Genomic DNA, 16,777 nt, shown 5'->3' with positions numbered 1-16,777 from the left:
CGGACGGCCCGGAGAAAGCCAACTGCTTTTCGGGCGGGGGGTTATTCTGGGGGTTATCAGCGCTCCTTCATCCGAATCAGCGTTTCAATCAGCTCCACAGTGCCCTCGTATCCGAAGATGCTGCTGTTCAGACAAAAGTCGTAGCTGTCCACGGCGCCCCACTTTTTGGCGGAGTAATACTCGTAGTAGCTGGCGCGGCGTTTGTCTGTCCGCAGAATCTGCCGGCGGGCCTCTACGGCAATCCGCCGCTCCAAGGGCGCGTGGATGAACAGATTCAGCACATTGTCCCGGTCTTCCAGCGCATAGTCCGCGCAGCGTCCGATGATGACGCACGGACCGTCTCCCGCCACGCGGCGGATGGTCCCAAAGGTGGCCTGATAAACCTGCTGCTCCAGCGAATCGCTGACACCTACCCCAGGCAGGGCAAACATATAGGAATCCATGGCGATGGAATACAGCAGGCTTTTGGGGCGCTCGTCAAAGCTGTCAAACAGCTTTTCGCTCAGGCCGGTCTCTTCTGCCGCCTTGCGCAACAGCTCCTTGTCGTAAAAGGGAATCCCCAGTTTTTTTGCAAGCCGCAGGCCGATTTCCCTGCCTCCGCTGCCAAGCTGGCGGCCGATGGTGATTACCGTTCTCATAAAAATGATTCCCCTCTCTTGCGGCAACGCCTGGCCGGTTGTGTCAAATTCCTTCGGGCATGGGCTTTCCTAGCCTGCGGTACATCGTCTTTTTCACGGCCCGCAGGATATTCTCATACCCCGTGCAGCGGCACAGATGGCCCGACAGCAGCTTACGCAACTGGTCGTCCGTATATTCCTCACCGGTTTCCAGAATCTCCACGGCGGTGAGAATGAAGCCGGGAGAGCAAAAGCCGCACTGAATAGCGGCCTCGTCCACAAAGGCCTGCTGAATGTCGGACAGCTCGCCGTTGGGGCCAAGCAGGCCCTCCAACGTGCGGATAGACTTTCCATCTGCCCAGACCGCAAGGTAAATGCAGGAGTTGAATGCTTCGCCGTCGATCAGGACGTTGCACGCGCCGCATTCGCCTACCTCACAGCCCTTTTTCACCGAAGTCATGCGGAAGTCGTTGCGAAGCATGTCTGTCAGGGACGCCCGCGTGTCGATCACCCGCTCGACCTCCTTGCCGTTGAGGGTGAATCGGACAGTTTTATACTGCATCACATGCTTATCCATCAAAGCGCACCTCCCGCCAGCCGAACACTCTCAATAAATCCCCGTTTGGCGCTTTCCACGGCGATGTGCAGCCGGAAATCCCGGCTGGCGCGCCAACTGTCTCTGGGGTTGATATCCTCTTTCACCGCCTGGGCAAACCGCTCGGCCAACTCCTCGGATACCGGCTGACCGTTTGCGATGTTCTCCGCCGTTTCTGCCCGCAGGGGAATGGGGCCCGCCACGCCGAAGGCTACCCGCGCCCGCTCCACGGTCTTCTTGTCGGCGGACAACCGAACGTTTACCGAGGTACCAAGGGTTGCGATGTCCATGGCGTTGCGCATGGCATATTTAATATAGTGACCGTAGGCGTTTTCATAGCTCTCGCGATAAATTAGGACCGCTGTTTGAATTTCGCCCTCCCGGATGTCTACTTTGCCGGCTTTGATATAAAACTCCTGAATGGGAAGGCGGCGCACTCCCTCCGGTCCGGTCAGCTCAATCACAGCGTCCCAAGCGAAGAGCGTGGCGGCGGAGTCGGCAGAAGTCACGCCGTTACAGGTGTTTCCGCCGATGGTGCCGATATTGCGGATCTGTGGTCCGCCCACCTGATCCACCGCCTGACCCAGCACGTTGATGTATTGTTGAATCAGGGGGTGCTTGGTAATGTGGGAAAAGCTGGTGAGGGAGCCGATGCGCAGCGTGCCGTCCTCCTCCAGACGAACACCTCGCAGAGCGTCGATGCCATTGATGGAAATCAGCTCCGCGCCGGCCCGTTTTCCCTCCCGCATCTGGACCAGCACGTCGGACCCACCTGCAATAATCTGAGCCAGAGGATGCTCCATGCGGAGGGAGACGGCTTCTTGCACAGTTTTTGCCTCGTAAAGGGCTTTCATATCATACATATCGTCTTCCTCCTCTCAGTCTTGAATTAGCCCCGCCGCGCGGAATTCCGCGTACAGCACATGGGGCGTGATGGGGCAGCGGTCAATGGATACGCCGGTGGCGTTCAAAATTGCATTACGGATGGCCGGTGCGCCGGAGCAGGCAGGAGGTTCGCCCAGCGCCTTGGTCCCGTAGGGAGAGGTGGGCTCCGCGTTCTCCACAAACTGTCCCTCCAGATGGGGATGGTCCAGGAAGGTGGAGAGCTTATAGTCCAAAAGGTTGTCGTTCAGGGGCCTGCCCGTCTTCTCATCAAATTTCAGCTCTTCCGACAGTCCGTAGCCAATGGCCATGGACATGCCGCCGTGGACCTGCGCCTCCGCAAGTTGGGGATTGATAAGGGTTCCGCAGTCGTGGACGTTCACCAGATCCAACAGCTTCACTTTGCACATGGGGATATCTACCTCTACTTCAGCAAAGGAGCAGCCAAAAGAATAGGCGTTGCTGCGGATGCTGGTGGTGGTTTCGGCGGTGATGTGGTGACTGTCGTTCACGGAGTACAGCGCCTCCATGGCCACGTCTCCCAGCGTTTTCAAAATCCGTCCGTCGGACTTGCGGACGATATTGCCGTCTATAAGATCCAAATTGGAAATCGGCATGCGGGTTTGGCTGTGGGCAATCTGCAAAATCCGTTCCCGCAGGGCAAGGCCAGTTTGCATAATGGAAAAGCCGCCAATATAGGTTTGCCGGGAGGCATAGGCGCCTGTGCCGTAAGGAGTTATGTCCGTGTCCTGCGTGGAGACGGCATGGACATTTTCCACGCGGACGCCCACCGCATCGGCCACCATTTGAGAATAAGCAGTATCGCAGCCCTGACCGATTTCTGTCTCACCGGTCTGGAACTGAAGGGATCCGTCCTGATTCAGAATCATCCGGCAGGAGGAGCTCTCCATGGAGATGGGCCACACGGCGGTGTTATACCAGAACACTGCGCAGCCGATGCCCCGGCGGATAGGGCCAGTCTGGTGCTTATATTCCTCGTATTTGCGCTGGAAATTGATATAGGCCATACCCTTGTCCATGCACTGGTTGAAGGTATCGGTATACAGCTCGTTTTTGGAGAAGGCATCCACATACCCCACGGGCATCAGGTGCGCCCGGCGATAGGCCACAGGATTCTGGCCCACCGCCTTTGCCACGTCTTCGATGTGACTCTCTCCGGCGAACATGGCCTGAGGGATACCATAGCCCCGCATGGCGCCTGCGGCGGGGCGGTTGGTGTATACCGACCAGGAATCGCATTCCACGTTTTCGCAGGGGTAGAGCTGTGGGAAGGCGCCCATGCCCTTGGCCACCACGCCGTGACCATGGGAGGCATAGGATCCCTGATTGGAAAATGCCTCGAACTTACGGGCCACCAGCGTTCCGTCGGGACGGACCCAAGAGATGATGTGAGTGCGGATGGCGTGGCGGACGCGGTTGGAAACAAACGTCTCCTCCCGGGTGCACTCCAGTTTTACAAGCCGTCCGCCAACCATGGAACTAAGCCATGCGCACAGTGGCTCGTACAGTGCGTCCTGCTTGTTCCCGAAGCCGCCGCCGATATAGGGCTTGATGATGCGGACTTTGCCCCAAGGAATCCCCATGGCCTGTCCTACCACCCGGCGGACAATGTGAGGGATCTGCGTGGAGGAAACGACTACCATCCGGCCTGCCTCCTCATAAGCAAAGCAGCCGTGGTTTTCAATGTGACAGTGCTGAACGGTGGGGGTGTCGTACCAACCCTCCACACGGATTAGGCCCGGCTCTTGGATAGCGGCCTGATAATCGCCACGACGAATCTCGGTGTGGGCAAGAATGTTGCCGGGGTAGTTTTCGTGAATCTGGGGCGCGTCCGGCTCCATGGCTTTCTGAGGGTCCAGCACGAAGGGAAGCTCCTCGTATTCCACCTTGATGGCACGAATGGCCTGCATGGCGGCAACCTCGTCCTCTGCCACCACGGCGGCAACCTCGTCCCCGTAGTACCGCACATGCTGGTTCAGCAGCTTCCGGTCCGCCACATCCTGATGAGATGGGTCCATGGACCAAGGGTGGCCCGCAGTGGGGAAGGGAATATCCGGCACGTCAAAGCAGGTGAAGATTTTCACCACGCCGGGAATGCCTTCCGCCTCGCTGATATCGACGGACTTCACGTATCCGTGGGCGATGGCACTGTGTTTGATTTTTGCGATCAGGGCCGACTCGTCGCACAAATCATCCATGTATTTTGCACGGCCTGTGGCCTTTTCGTATGCGTCCACCCGCACAATGCTTTTGCCGACGCTTTTGCTCATGGTTTGGCCTCCTTTTTATTCACTGAACCGTTCCCGCACTCTTGACTGGTGGGGGGAAAAGTGGATATACTATGGGATACTATAAAAAACCAAAACGAAGTTTGGGGGGTTCCGTATGAAAAAACCGGGCTGCGTGGTGCTGGCCGCCGGAAACGCCAGCCGCTTTGGAAAAAACAAGCTGGAGGCCGCTCTGGACGGACGTTCTTTGATTCTACGCTCCTTGGAGACGGTACCCACGGAGTGCTTTTCTTCCGTGGTGGTGGTCACCCAGTATCCGGACGTTCTGAAGCTGGCGGGGGAGTTTCACTTTGCCGCCCTGCACAACGACAGGCCGGAACTGGGATTGAGTCGTTCTCTTCAGCTGGGGCTTACGGCGCTGCGGGATTGCACCGCCGTGTGCTTTCAGGTGTCGGATCAGCCGCTTCTGCGGCGGGAATCCGTCGTCGCGCTGGTGAATTTCTGGGGGGAGGAACCGGGAAAGCTTGCCGCCCTATCTCACGGCGGCGTCCGGGGTAACCCCTGCATCTTTCCCGAGAAATTCTATCCCGAACTGATGGAGCTTTCCGGCGATGTAGGCGGCGCGGCGGTGATTCGCCGTCATGAGGACGAGCTGCGGCTTTTGGAGGTTCCCTCCGGAGAACTGTGGGACGTGGACACGCCCCAGGCGTTGCGCCGCGCGAAGGATTTGCTGGGGGAGGGGAATATCCTGTGAATTTTTTGGTTGTGGGTCTTGGCGGGGGCTTGGGGGCCGCCGCACGGTATGGAATCGGGCTGCTCCCCTGGAAGGGGAGCTTTCCCGTTTCAACGCTTCTCGTTAATCTTTTGGGTGCGATGGTCATCGGCTTTCTCTCCGGTTTTGCGGTTCGCCGCCAGATGGATAGCCGGCTTGTACTGTTTTTAAAAACCGGGCTGTGCGGTGGCTTCACTACCTTCTCCACCTTTTCGCTGGAGTCGGTGCAGCTGATTGCCGCAGGGAATCGAGGACAAGCGGCGCTATACATATTCCTCAGTCTTGCGGGCTGTCTTCTGGGGGTTTGGCTGGGCCAGACCCTGAGTCGAACCCTTCCGGAGTAAAATAAGCGAAGGCACCGGCGGTCCTCCTAAACGAGGACCGCTTTATTTTTTCGCGTAAGGCGTGTTCTCCAGTGGAAGGCTGGTGCGAAACACACCGTCATACCGGAAATAGGCATCGGCGATGGCGGGCGCGGTGGGGATGGAGGTGATTTCGCCAATGCCGATGGCCCCAAGTGCCACATTTAAGCCCGGCTTTTCCACAATCAGAGCCTTCACGTCGGGAATCTGGTTGGAGCGCAGCAGGCCCAGCGTGCCGTAACGGGCAAGGGGTTTACAGTCTTGAAGGGGATATTTCTCCGTCAGTGCATAGCCCATGGACATCACCACGCCGCCCTCAATCTGCCCCTCCACGGAGGTGGGATTCACAGCCCGGCCTACGTCGTGGGCCGCCACCAACTGTTTCACCGTCCCGTCGTCGTTGAGAATGCAAATCTGCGTTGCATAGCCATAGGCCACGTGGCTGACCGGGTTGGGCACGTCCGCACCAAGAGGATCGGTTTTTGCAAGATATTCTCCGTAAAATTCCTGACCTTCCAAATCTACCAGCGTTTTCCCTTCCATTGCCGTGCAAAGCAGATTGCAAGCTCGCAGGCAGGCCTCGCCGGTAATCAGCGTCTGCCGGGAACCGGAGGTGGTGCCGGAATCGGGAGCAAGATAAGTGTTGGACCGCTCGTAAATAATATCGTCTCGCTTGAGGCCGGTCTTTTCCACTGTCATCTGAGTCAAAACTGTGCCCAGTCCCTGCCCGATGCAAGATGCACCGGCAAAAATATGGAGCTTTCCACCCGTCACAGTCAGCCGGACTCGCCCGGTGTCGGGGATACCCACGCCCACACCTGCGTTTTTCATGGCGCAGCCGATGCCCACGTATTTTGCCGCGTCATAATAGGGCTTCACCGCCTCCAGCGTTTCGGCAAGGCCGGTGGATTCGTCCACAAGCTGCCCGTTGGGTAGTTCCTGTCCGGGGCGAATGGCGTTGCGCCAGCGGATTTCCCATGGGGTAATGCCCACCAGATCTGCCATCTGATTCAAAAGGCTTTCCACACAGAAGCAGGTTTGGGTCACGCCGAAGCCCCGGAATGCACCTGCGGGGGGATTGTTGGTGTAATAGGCCCAGCCGTCAATTTCAAAATTTTGATAGTTATAGGGACCGGACGCATGGGTGCAGGCCCGCTCCAGAACCGGCCCACCCAAAGACGCATAGGCCCCGGTATCTGCGATGACCTCCGCGGCCACGCCCTGAATGATGCCGTTTTCATCGCATCCCATGGAAAACTCCATCTCCATGGGATGACGCTTGGGGTGGATGAGAAGACTCTCCGCCCGGGAGAACTTCACCTTCACCGGGCGCTTGGTAAGATATGCCACTAGCGCCGCGTGGTGCTGTACGCTTACGTCCTCCTTGCCACCAAAGCCGCCGCCCACCAGAAGATTTTTCACCTTCACTTTTTCGGCAGGCAGGCCCAGCATGCCAAGAATCTCATGCTGTGTGTCGTATGCACCCTGATCCGTGGACCAGACCACAACGCCCTCATCCTCGGGGAAAGAGACGGCACACTCCGGCTCTAAAAACGCGTGCTCGGTCCAAGGAGTTGAAAAGCGCTGGGTCAATATATGCTTTGATTTGGCAATTGCCTCCGCTGGGTTACCCCGCTGGATATGCTTGTGGGAGAGGAGATTGCCGCTTTTGTGAACGAGAGGCGCATCCGTCAGCATGGCATCTCTGGGGCTGCGGACCATGGGGAGTTCCTCATAGTCCACCTTCACCAGCGCCTTGGCCTGCGCCAGAATTTCCTGTGTCTCGGCGGCCACCACGCAGATGGCGTCCCCCAGATAGTGGGTGATGTCGCCCACGGCGATCATCGTGTCCCAGTCTTTAGTGAGGTGGCCCACTTTATTCTGCCCGGGGATATCCGCTGCCGTGAAGATGCCCACCACGCCGGGAAGAGCCGTTGCCGCCTCCGTATGGATGGCCAGAACCCGCGCCCGGGGATAGGCACTGCGCACCGCACTGGCGTAAATCATTCCGTCCAGATACACGTCGTCCGGGTACACTCCCGCGCCCGTCACCTTTTCCCGCACATCGACCCGGGGAACCCGGGCGCCAAGGCTCCAGTCCTCGGGCGGCGCGGGAATCTCTCCGGCACGGAGCACCTCCGCCGCCAGCAAAATTCCGTCGATAATCTTCACATACCCGGTGCAGCGGCAGATGTTATTGCGAATGGCAAAGGCCGCCTCTTCACGGGAGGGAATGGGGTTGCCGTCGATCAACGCCTTGGCTGATATCACCATGCCCGGGATGCAGAATCCGCACTGCACGGCTCCTGCCGCGCCAAAGGCATAGGCAAACGCGTCTTTTTCAAAGTCGCTCAAGCCCTCCACCGTTACAATGGTTTTTCCATCCAGCTTGTCTGTTTGGGGAATGCAGGCTTTGGTGGGCTTTCCGTCCACCAGCACCGTGCAGGTACCGCACGCGCCCTCACTGCACCCGTCCTTTACGGACGTCAGATGCAGCTCGTCCCGCAGAAACCGGATGAGCTTTTGGTTGTTCGGCACGGTTACAGCTTTGCCGTTTACGGTAAATGTTGCCATCGTGTACTCCTCCTTCAGCTCCGTGCCCGTCCCGGTCCCACGGCTTTTCATGGTCTGCGCTTTCATGTTGAAAGGTCAACCTTTAAAGCAATTATACAATACCTTTTTATCCGGTGCAATCTTTGTTTATACAGTTCGTTATACCACTTATAGTATTACGAATTTAGGTAAGTCAGCTCCCATCCCACCAGCAACGCACCCCGTCCGACTGAGATCACGGCTTCAGAATTTATAAAATGATTGCTGACGCCCAGCGGAAATTCCGGCGTAAGCACGGCGTTGCATAAGGGATATTGAAACCCAGTCTCGTCTACGCCCTCAGCCCGATCTCCCAGGCAGAACGCGGAAAATAGGCCCCATTCCACCTCCTTTTGAATGGTGAGGGATTCATTTTCAATGGCCGTCCAGAGAAAATCTTCACCGTACATCCATCCCCGGGCCCCTCTGCGGCGGAGAAAGAGCAGAGATTGAAGGTTTGCCAGCGTGTGGTCCAGCCGTTTCCCCCCGGTAAAGCCATAGAGATAAAATATGCTGCACCCCTTTTCAAGCCCGGTTTTCAGGGCCAGCATGGCGTCAGTGTCATCCTTCTCGACCGGGGAGCGGTGTACCACGACGCCGGGCGGCTCCTCCATGGAGTCAAAGTCCCCCAGCACAAGATCTGGCACGATGCCAAGCTTTTTGCACAGAAGATAGCCCGCGTCGGCGGCAATGATCAGGTCGCCGGGGGCGGGGCGTTCCCTTAGGCCGTAAAAACTGCCCGCAGCGAAAATAAAACAGCGTTTCATAGATGCTTCCTCTGTTTCTCCCGATTCCGGTGGCGGAAAAATTTTGCCTGCCGGTTTTTCGAAAATTGTATCATAATTTTCGCCCATTGACAAACCCGGAGTGGACAAACGGACCCCGGCTCCGCCGAATGCAGAGCCGGGGCGTTTGGGGAAAATTCCGCGTTTTCGGTGCGCAGGTCTTACATAATGTGTTCTTCGCAGAAATTGTCCACTACCCGTAAGCCCATGTCGGCCTGATTCGCCACGGGGAAGAGCGCGATGCTTGTGGAGTCAAAGGCAGGGCAAAGCCGTTTTTCCGGCTCCAGGCGCAGGGCGGGCGCGTGCCTGACGGAATGGTCAAGACGCTGTTTTTTATTCATAAAATCACCCTTTTGTAGTGTGTGGACGGGTGCAAAAAGTATTCCAGGTATTTTTTAAAAAAGGGGTTGACAAGTTCGGAATTTTTTGTATAATAATATCTGTTCGCTGCGCATCTCACTTGCGCTTCGGGCGGCAGATAGCGGGTTTGTGTAATGGTAGCACGCCGGACTCTGACTCCGTCTGTGAGGGTTCGAATCCTTCACCCGCTGCCAAAAGAAAAGCTCTTGAAACCACTGAAATGGAATGGTTTCAAGAGCTTTTTTATATTTTATTTTATGCAATTTTCTGTTCATTAAGCGTGTTTGCAACAAATTTGATCAATTTTCGTGTTGCAAATTTGTTGCAATGCTTCATAACAATTTTTCTGCAAATCGATTCATTTCATTCTTTGCAGCATTCAAAGATACGCCAGCTCGTAAATCTTTACAGTACGTATGGCGCAAGCAGTTGAAAACAATGAGTTAACTTTATTAAGTAATTTTTTAAGATGCCTCTCCTTTCATTGACAGATATACAGTACATTAGCCGCCTTATGTTAAGCATAGGGCGGCTTTTATTGTAATTCTTTCCTTTCGGATAGTAGTTTTTAAAACAAAAAACTTGCAACTGTCTTTGACATCATTTGAACATCCTTATGGGCAGCGACCAAACTACCATGAAATCCGGCTATGCCGTGGTGACCAACGTAAATCCGATGATGAAGTAAGGAGTTGGCAGATCGACCTGCGATGTGGCGCCGATTCAAAACGCCGTTGTCACGTTCCCGGAGTTTGGCTATTAATCCTTCGATGTTTTTATCATCCAGTCACAAATTTAGCGCTACATAAAAAAACAATATGCCTCTAATGAATGTTTATACTCAGTCCAGAATAAAAATAGAAAGCAAATTTGTATTCTAAGCAAAATGACCACCATTAGGATCGGATGACCATGGTTTATATCGCTTTACGCACGACGGAGAATCAGAGAAAAAAGAGACTGCTCATAAGGCAGGGCGGCGAGCAGTCACTTTTATTGGGAACTGTACAATCAAAGATCGCTGCGCATCAGAAAATTGCCACAAAACAGAGGTGTGGCTCAAGGAGTGTAAAATCAATGACAGATACGGAAATCAGGCATCTTAGCAAGACGGAGCTGTTGAGTATCCTGCGGGATCAGGAAGCTGAACTGGAGCAGCAGCGGACACAGATTGAAAAGTTGCAGTCCCAGCAAGAAACCCAGATCATCCAGCTGGAAGAGTGCGGATCCATCGCAGAGGCTTCTCTGCAAATCAATCATATTTTTCAGGTGGCGCAGGCTTCGGCGGATCAGTATCTTGCCAGCATACGACAAAAAGAAGTGGATGCGGAAAAGAAAGCACGCCAGTTGGAGACTGAGACAAACGAGCGCGCGAAAGCGCAGATTCGGGCCACCGATATACTATGCCGGAAGGCGGAAGAGGAGAGCCAGAGAAAGGCTGCGGCTTTCTGGGATGCTCTGCAATTGCAGCTGGAGCAGTTTTACAACAGTCATGAGGGATTAAAGGATATGCTGACAGCATCCGGATTTGATATACAGATTCCCAACCGGGGCGATTGAGTAAGCGATGGGAACGCTGAAAAACACACGTCCTACGCTGGTGCAATTAGACCAAGAATTGGATCGACGCCACCATAAAAAAGCATTTAACCGGGCACTGCGAGGCACCGTATGGACTTTGGCGGTTGTGTCCGCCACAGCCATTATCTGCGCAACGTTCTTTTTTTCAGTCCTTCAGATCGAAGGCAGCAGTATGGAGCCCACATTGAACGAGGGGGAACTGATGGTTGCATCAAGGTCAAAGCATTTTCAGCGGGGCGATATGATCGCGTTTTATTACAATAATAAAATTTTATTAAAACGAGTAATGGGCTTTCCCGGCGAGTGGATTGATATTGATCAAAATGGACTTGTTTACATAGACGGTCAGGCGCTGGAAGAACCTTATGTTCAAGAGAACGAGTTGGGACAGTGTGACATTACGCTCCCCTGTCAGATTTCGGACGAGCGCTGGTTTGTACTCGGCGACCATCGGGCAACGTCGGTAGACAGCCGTTCCAAGGTAATCGGAACCGTTGCTGAGGAACAGCTCGTCGGAAAAGTAGTCTTCCGAATCTGGCCGCTTTCTAAATTAGGACCTGTCAATTGAGTATTTCGTTCTCCAGGAAGGTGGTGGATTGGTTGTCGCAAAACTACAATACGGAGAGCCGACTCATTGCTTTTATTCAGAAACGCAAAAAATGTAGAAAAATGTTTTACGCTCTGTCCATTTTATCATTTTTCGTGGTTATGAGCACGTTTCGTCTGCTGACGCTTCCTGTCGTGACGCTAACGGAAGATCCAAACACCATAGAGACCTGCGAGAATTCTGCTTCCTCTGAGGTGATACCGCCCGGCGGAGATACGGAAAGCACGCCCGGCACAGAGCCGGGGCCCAATGAGGAAACCACGCCCGGCACAGAGCCGGGTACCGATGAGGAAACCACGCCCGACACAGAGACGGGTACCGATGAGGAAAACACGCCCGGCACAGAGCCGGGTACCGATGAAGAAACCACGCCCGGCGCAGAGCCGGGTACCGATGAGGAAACCACGCCCGGCGCAGAGCCGGGTACCGACGAAGAAAGCGCGCCCGGCACAGAGCCGGGTACCGACGAAGAAACCACGCCCGGTGCGGAACCGAGTACTGACGAAGAAAGCGCGCCCGGCGCAGAGCCGGGTACCGACGAAGAAACCACGTCCGGCACAGAGCCGGGTACCGACGAAGAAACCACGCCTGGCACAGAACCCATTCCTGTTACTGAGGTAGAAAAAAATACGGATCCCGACGTTCCGCTCGACAGTTTGATCAAGGCCCCAGAGATCATTCACCCGTCGGAATACACCTATGGCGACGGGAACGGACTGACGGTCACAGCAGTCCCTCAGGAGCCCGCCTCCATTCCAGTGGACGCCGAGTTCCACGTGGATCGGATTACGCAGGAGAGCGCGCCGGACCGCTATGCGCAGCTTCAGCAGCTGCTGGTAGAGGAAGGCGGCTTGGCCAGTTCCACGGGGTTTAGCGCCTATGACATCTATTTCCTTCTGGATGGCCTGAAGGTGGAGCCAGACGGGAGTGAAGTGGGCGTAACCATTGTGGATACTACGGACAATGCCGTCCCACCGGAGGAAGCGCAGGTCTTTCACATTTTAAACGAGAACGCAGATCCCTCTCTCCAGAAACTCACAGTGGAGAACACTCCGGACAGTTCAGTGGACATGTCGGACGCGGATCAGGGTATCACATTTACAACGGACAGTTTCTCAACGTTTGCGGTGGCGCCTACGCTTCCCGTCAGCAGCACGCTGATTTATAAGCAGGTTCCTTCGGATGCGCCTGTTTTTACCAATTCCGAATATGATGTTGGCCGACCGCTTGGCATTGCGGGACATTTCAGTCTGGTCGCTTTTGATACCTTATACATAAGCGCGGATTGTAACGGAAACATACTGGCGCAAACCTTGAGCAAGGTCGGGGACTTTGGAACAAATGGGCTGTCCCCGCTCAGTGAAGTCAGCTATGTTCAAAATTATTGGGCCATGAATGCCAACGGTCCCAGAGTCAATGAGCTGCTGGTGTTGGGCTCCGATAATGCAATTGACACCACGGATGGCGGGTCCCACTTTACGGTTAAAGGTCACAAATTATCGAACGCAACGGCCCTTTGGCAAGATTATGACACAAGCAGCACGCCATTCATTGATCTCCAAGCGGTAAAAAGCGAAGCAGAGAGCTTGTCGTACAGTTTGTCTGCGATACCCGATCAGAATATCAGCGTCTCCCTTGTGAATAGCGGAGACCAGACAAAAAGCGGTGTGACGCTGACCGACCCGGACGGCGTCGGTGTCTACAACACCACGGCAAATGCTTTGAGTGCATACAATTACTGCAACGTCCGCGGTCTTACGTTCAACGGGAGTGCCCTTTCAGACGGAACGATGATGATCAACGTGGATTGCACCGGATGGGGCTCGCGTACGTTTGACATGCCGGAATGTAAGATTTATTCGGAGTCCGAAGAAGCTCTGAAATTCAAAGAGGTAACGACTTTCACAAACGGAAGAGTCCTCTGGAACTTTACAAACTGCGATGGAGTGACGATTAGTACAAAACTGGAATACTGCTCCATCCTGGCGCCGGGAGCAAACATCATAGTGAACCATAATATAAACGGCACCGTGATTGGCAACAATGTTACGATCAAAGCCCAAAACCACCGCGACGATTTTGTCGGTAAGCTTCCAAAGTCGTGCTCCTATACCGTCAACAAGGTCTGGAAGGACTTAAACGGCAATGTGCTGACCACTGCCGACCTCGCGGACTGGAGTGTTGAGGTGGAGCTGCGTGATCAGGACGGCAACCCCATGGATAATCAGATCTTAAGCAACCGCAACAATTGGGGGTATACCTGGTCTAATCTGGACCAGAACAAAACGTATATTGCCGTGGAGATTGGAGTCTATCGCAATGGAGATCACACCAACCTGATTGACCGGTTCACCCCCACCTCTGTCGATACTGGCGGCGGCTGTACGATTACCAACGGCCAGACGTATTCCTATGAACTGCCGGACACCGGCGGAGCCGGAACCTATCTCTACACCGCCACCGGACTGAGCCTTGTGCTCCTGTCTTCCATTCTCCTGTGGAAAAAGAAAAGGAAATGAAGGCACCGGGTATAACTGTGTCCTTTCAATTCTCAACAAAAATTCAGTATAGTGGAAAAGGGGAAATTTGATGAAACCATTGAGAAGAGCATTCAACTTTTTACTGGCAGTGGCTTTGATGCTGGCGTTGACCATTCCTGTATTCGCAGTGGACTATTCCATTGGGGTTCAAAATGATGCGAGCAAGACCGGGGTATCAATTGATGGAAATATCTACTCAGCCTATAAGCTTTTCAACGTGGTTTACGATACGACCAAGACAGCTTTTTCCTATACGGTGGATAGCAGTTGCCTGAGCGTTACATACAATAGCCTTTCTGGCTCTAATCTGATCAATTGGTTGTCGACGGCATCAGATGCGGACGTCCGCAGTTTTGCCGACTATGTCTACACAAATTATATTGCCGGCAAGTCGGTGGTTCCGGGGGGCTCTGCCACGGCCAGCGGTGAAAGTGCCGTAATTCCTTTAACCTCGGCTGGTTACTATCTGGTTTACGGCACCGGCGGCAGTGGAGATACCACAGTGACCGCCTCTGTCTCCCTGACCACCGCAAAACCCACCGCAACCATTCAGCCGAAGTTGAGCGTGCCCTCGCTGGATAAACAAATCCAACACAATGAATCGGGTTCTTGGGGCAATGTGGGCGACAATCAGATTGGTGACACGGTGCACTACCGTACGATCACCTCGGTGCCCGATACCAACAATTACACTACTTATACCTATGTGATCCACGATACCATGAGCGACGGCCTCACGTTTGACTCCAGTTCCCTGGTTATCAAGATCAATGACGAGGGCAGCAAGGAATTGACACGAAACACCGACTATACCATTACATCCGATGCGCATTCCTTCACGGTTTCCTTTAGCGATGTAAAATCACTCATCGCTGCCCAAAAACTCACTACGGCAGATCACTTCTATGTTTACTACAACGCCACTTTAAATAAAAGCGCGAAACTCTACACGGATGGTTCCAACGATAACATGGCCTATCTGGAATACAGCAACAACCCCTATGATGACGGTCACGGCGAGACGCCGCCGGTGAAGGTTTATGACTGGACCTTTACCATGGGCGTAAACAAAACGGATAAAGACAGTCACCCCTTGACAGGAGCCGAATTCATCCTGAATACCGATAGCAATTCCACCAGTAAACCCATCGCGTTGATCAAAAATGGAAACAGCTATACGATTGCGCCCGACGGAACCTCTGGCACTGTTACCACGATTTCTGCGGGTTCCATTGTGATTAAGGGGCTGGACGATTCCACGATTTATTACCTGCACGAGACCAAGGCTCCTGACGGCTATAATCTGCTGCCCGATCCCGTCAAAATTCAGATCAGCGCAAGTTATGATGCGAACGGGGCGCTGCTCAGCAATTCTCCCACGGTTGCCGTGGGCGGGGGAGCCGCAAGCAGCACGCTAAGCACCAACGTCGTGAACTTGACCGGCAATGAATTGCCCTCCACCGGTGGCATGGGCACCACAATCTTCTATGGCGTCGGCAGCACGCTGGCGATCGGCGCAGGGCTCATACTTATTGCCCGTAAGCGTTTGAAAAACGAAAATTGAATCTTTCATTCATCACTCTAATATGAATTCTGCTCCGATTGGGGGAAGTATTCCGTTCCTCCAATCGGAAGCAGGGAGAAACTTATGAAAAACCACTTTCCCACTATGCTCTTAATTGTTGTTTTCTTAGTGGGCATTTCTGTGCTGCTCTACCCCAGCGTCAGCAATTATTACAACTCTTTTCACCAAAGCCGTGCTGTTGCCAGTTACGACTCAAGCATGGGTAAGATAACGGAACAGGACGTCACGGATTCTCTTCAGGCGGCGCAGGCGTATAACAAAAAGCTGCTCAATCAGGGTGAAAGCTGGTTCACATCGACAGATATGCAAGAGGCAGAGTGTAATGATTTACTTAATTTAGATGGCAACGGTATGATGGGCTATCTCTCTATCCAAAAGCTCGGGATCCAACTCCCCATCTACCACGGAACCTCCGAGTCGGTACTGGCCGCGGGCATCGGGCATCTGACGGGTTCGTCCCTTCCTGTGGGCGGAATAGGGACCCATTGCGTACTTTCCGGTCACCGAGGATTGCCCTCGGCAAAGCTCTTTACCAATCTTGATGAGTTGGAAATTGGCGATACATTTTCCATTACGGTTCTGCATGAGACATTGACCTATACGGTAGATCAGATTTTGATTGTGGAGCCGAACGAGGTCTCGTCGCTGGGCATTGACCCCAACGAGGATTACTGCACGCTGGTTACCTGTACACCTTATGGAGTCAACACGCAGCGTCTTTTGGTTCGCGGGCATCGGGTAGAGACACCCGACGAGACCTATATCGCAGCAGACGCGGTACAAGTGGATCCATTAAAGGTGGCGCCTGTACTTGCCGCACCCATTTTGCTGATCTTGCTCATCTGGCTGCTGGTCGCTCCGAAAACAAGAACTGATCAAAAAGGCTGAGAAAAAGAGAAGGGAGGCGAATCGCCCATATGAAATCCATCCTGAAAAAGTTGCTTCATATGGCGGCGCTGCTGTGTATCATTGTCTCTCTAACCACCACAACGGCCTTGGCGGACAGCTCCCCGTATTCTATTACGCTGAACTGTATGTATGGTGGGACCGCTATTTCCGGTGTGACGTTTCATATTTACCGGGTTTTGGAGAAATCCGGAGACTCCTATGATCTAACCGATGATTTTAAAGATTCAGGGGCCAACATCAAGGCGGGCACCGACAACAAAATTAACTGGGCAGACGCTGCAAGCACGCTGGCTATTTATGCCCGCGCCCACAGAGCCTCGATTCATCCCTCCAGTGCGCCC

General features: G+C 54.0%; 15 protein-coding genes and 1 tRNA gene. 9 read left to right on the top strand and 7 right to left on the bottom strand.

Features of this window, described 5'->3' with window-relative positions:
* Positions 1-56 precede the first annotated feature (56 nt).
* The 4 genes from RT018_RS13405 to xdhA are packed head-to-tail and all read right to left on the bottom strand — an operon-like array spanning position 57 to position 4,385.
* A complete protein-coding gene (locus RT018_RS13405) occupies positions 57-638 on the bottom strand; it encodes a cytidylate kinase-like family protein (RefSeq protein WP_312942804.1) in 582 nt (193 codons plus the stop codon).
* Positions 639-681: 43 nt separating this feature from the next.
* Entirely contained in the window at positions 682-1,194 is a 513-nt protein-coding gene (gene xdhC, locus RT018_RS13400) for a xanthine dehydrogenase subunit XdhC (RefSeq protein ID WP_312942802.1), read from the bottom strand.
* Positions 1,194-2,075 carry a xanthine dehydrogenase subunit XdhB gene (xdhB, locus tag RT018_RS13395; RefSeq protein ID WP_312942800.1) on the bottom strand — a complete coding sequence of 294 codons (882 nt, stop codon included), beginning with the start codon at positions 2,073-2,075 and terminating at the stop codon, positions 1,194-1,196. The genes xdhC and xdhB overlap by 1 nt, the downstream gene beginning before the upstream one ends.
* A 15-nt stretch (positions 2,076-2,090) precedes the next feature.
* A complete protein-coding gene (xdhA, locus tag RT018_RS13390; protein WP_312942798.1) occupies positions 2,091-4,385 on the bottom strand; it encodes a xanthine dehydrogenase subunit XdhA in 2,295 nt (764 codons plus the stop codon).
* 115 nt (positions 4,386-4,500) lie between these two features.
* Between xdhA and RT018_RS13385 the strand changes: the two genes are divergently transcribed.
* Together RT018_RS13385 and crcB are read left to right on the top strand one after the other, a co-directional pair.
* Positions 4,501-5,097 (top strand): nucleotidyltransferase family protein, encoded by a 597-nt coding sequence (locus tag RT018_RS13385; protein ID WP_312942796.1) that lies wholly within the window; start codon positions 4,501-4,503, stop codon positions 5,095-5,097.
* Positions 5,094-5,459 carry a fluoride efflux transporter CrcB gene (crcB, locus tag RT018_RS13380; protein ID WP_312942794.1) on the top strand — a complete coding sequence of 122 codons (366 nt, stop codon included), beginning with the start codon at positions 5,094-5,096 and terminating at the stop codon, positions 5,457-5,459. The genes RT018_RS13385 and crcB overlap by 4 nt, the downstream gene beginning before the upstream one ends.
* Before the next feature lie 42 nt (positions 5,460-5,501).
* On the opposite strand, the gene xdh is transcribed toward crcB, so the two are convergent.
* The 3 genes from xdh to RT018_RS13365 form a co-directional block, all read right to left on the bottom strand.
* Entirely contained in the window at positions 5,502-8,051 is a 2,550-nt protein-coding gene (gene xdh / locus RT018_RS13375; protein WP_312942791.1) for a selenium-dependent xanthine dehydrogenase, read from the bottom strand.
* A gap of 155 nt (positions 8,052-8,206) precedes the next feature.
* The gene (locus tag RT018_RS13370; RefSeq protein ID WP_312942789.1) at positions 8,207-8,836 is read right to left on the bottom strand and encodes a thiamine diphosphokinase; all 630 of its coding nucleotides are present in this window, start codon (positions 8,834-8,836) and stop codon (positions 8,207-8,209) included.
* Positions 8,837-9,015: 179 nt separating this feature from the next.
* Positions 9,016-9,195, bottom strand: coding sequence for a hypothetical protein (locus RT018_RS13365; protein WP_312942787.1), 180 nt, complete (start codon positions 9,193-9,195; stop codon positions 9,016-9,018).
* A gap of 139 nt (positions 9,196-9,334) precedes the next feature.
* Here RT018_RS13365 and RT018_RS13360 point away from each other — a divergent pair.
* The 7 genes from RT018_RS13360 to RT018_RS13330 all read left to right on the top strand — a co-directional run.
* Positions 9,335-9,408: transfer RNA gene (locus RT018_RS13360), tRNA-Gln, on the top strand.
* An 883-nt stretch (positions 9,409-10,291) separates the two neighbouring features.
* Entirely contained in the window at positions 10,292-10,774 is a 483-nt protein-coding gene (locus tag RT018_RS13355; protein ID WP_312942785.1) for a hypothetical protein, read from the top strand.
* Between the two features lie 7 nt (positions 10,775-10,781).
* Entirely contained in the window at positions 10,782-11,363 is a 582-nt protein-coding gene (gene lepB, locus RT018_RS13350; protein ID WP_312942783.1) for a signal peptidase I, read from the top strand.
* Positions 11,364-11,395: 32 nt separating this feature from the next.
* On the top strand, positions 11,396-13,921 hold the full coding sequence (locus RT018_RS13345) for a collagen-binding domain-containing protein (RefSeq protein WP_312942781.1): 2,526 nt from the start codon (positions 11,396-11,398) through the stop codon (positions 13,919-13,921).
* A gap of 70 nt (positions 13,922-13,991) precedes the next feature.
* Positions 13,992-15,506, top strand: coding sequence for a SpaH/EbpB family LPXTG-anchored major pilin (locus RT018_RS13340; protein WP_312942780.1), 1,515 nt, complete (start codon positions 13,992-13,994; stop codon positions 15,504-15,506).
* Between the two features lie 84 nt (positions 15,507-15,590).
* Entirely contained in the window at positions 15,591-16,415 is an 825-nt protein-coding gene (locus tag RT018_RS13335) for a class C sortase (protein ID WP_312942778.1), read from the top strand.
* A gap of 29 nt (positions 16,416-16,444) precedes the next feature.
* Positions 16,445-16,777, top strand: a 333-nt coding sequence (locus tag RT018_RS13330) for a hypothetical protein (protein ID WP_312942776.1), incomplete at its 3' end; no start/stop codon positions are given.

Origin of the sequence: Oscillibacter sp. (genome assembly GCF_032060045.1) — a bacterium.
Classification (GTDB): Bacteria; Bacillota; Clostridia; order Oscillospirales; family Oscillospiraceae; genus Oscillibacter.
This window is presented reverse-complemented; position numbering and strand designations above follow the sequence as displayed.

Coding starts and splice junctions, on each gene's coding strand:
- RT018_RS13370 (WP_312942789.1), bottom strand. CDS start 8,836: ATGAAACGCTGTTTTATTTTCGCTGCGGGCAGTTTTTACGGCCTAAGG.
- RT018_RS13355 (WP_312942785.1), top strand. CDS start 10,292: ATGACAGATACGGAAATCAGGCATCTTAGCAAGACGGAGCTGTTGAGT.
- RT018_RS13385 (WP_312942796.1), top strand. CDS start 4,501: ATGAAAAAACCGGGCTGCGTGGTGCTGGCCGCCGGAAACGCCAGCCGC.
- xdh (WP_312942791.1), bottom strand. CDS start 8,051: ATGGCAACATTTACCGTAAACGGCAAAGCTGTAACCGTGCCGAACAAC.
- RT018_RS13365 (WP_312942787.1), bottom strand. CDS start 9,195: ATGAATAAAAAACAGCGTCTTGACCATTCCGTCAGGCACGCGCCCGCC.
- xdhB (WP_312942800.1), bottom strand. CDS start 2,075: ATGTATGATATGAAAGCCCTTTACGAGGCAAAAACTGTGCAAGAAGCC.
- xdhC (WP_312942802.1), bottom strand. CDS start 1,194: ATGGATAAGCATGTGATGCAGTATAAAACTGTCCGATTCACCCTCAAC.
- RT018_RS13335 (WP_312942778.1), top strand. CDS start 15,591: ATGAAAAACCACTTTCCCACTATGCTCTTAATTGTTGTTTTCTTAGTG.
- lepB (WP_312942783.1), top strand. CDS start 10,782: ATGGGAACGCTGAAAAACACACGTCCTACGCTGGTGCAATTAGACCAA.
- RT018_RS13405 (WP_312942804.1), bottom strand. CDS start 638: ATGAGAACGGTAATCACCATCGGCCGCCAGCTTGGCAGCGGAGGCAGG.
- RT018_RS13340 (WP_312942780.1), top strand. CDS start 13,992: ATGAAACCATTGAGAAGAGCATTCAACTTTTTACTGGCAGTGGCTTTG.
- xdhA (WP_312942798.1), bottom strand. CDS start 4,385: ATGAGCAAAAGCGTCGGCAAAAGCATTGTGCGGGTGGACGCATACGAA.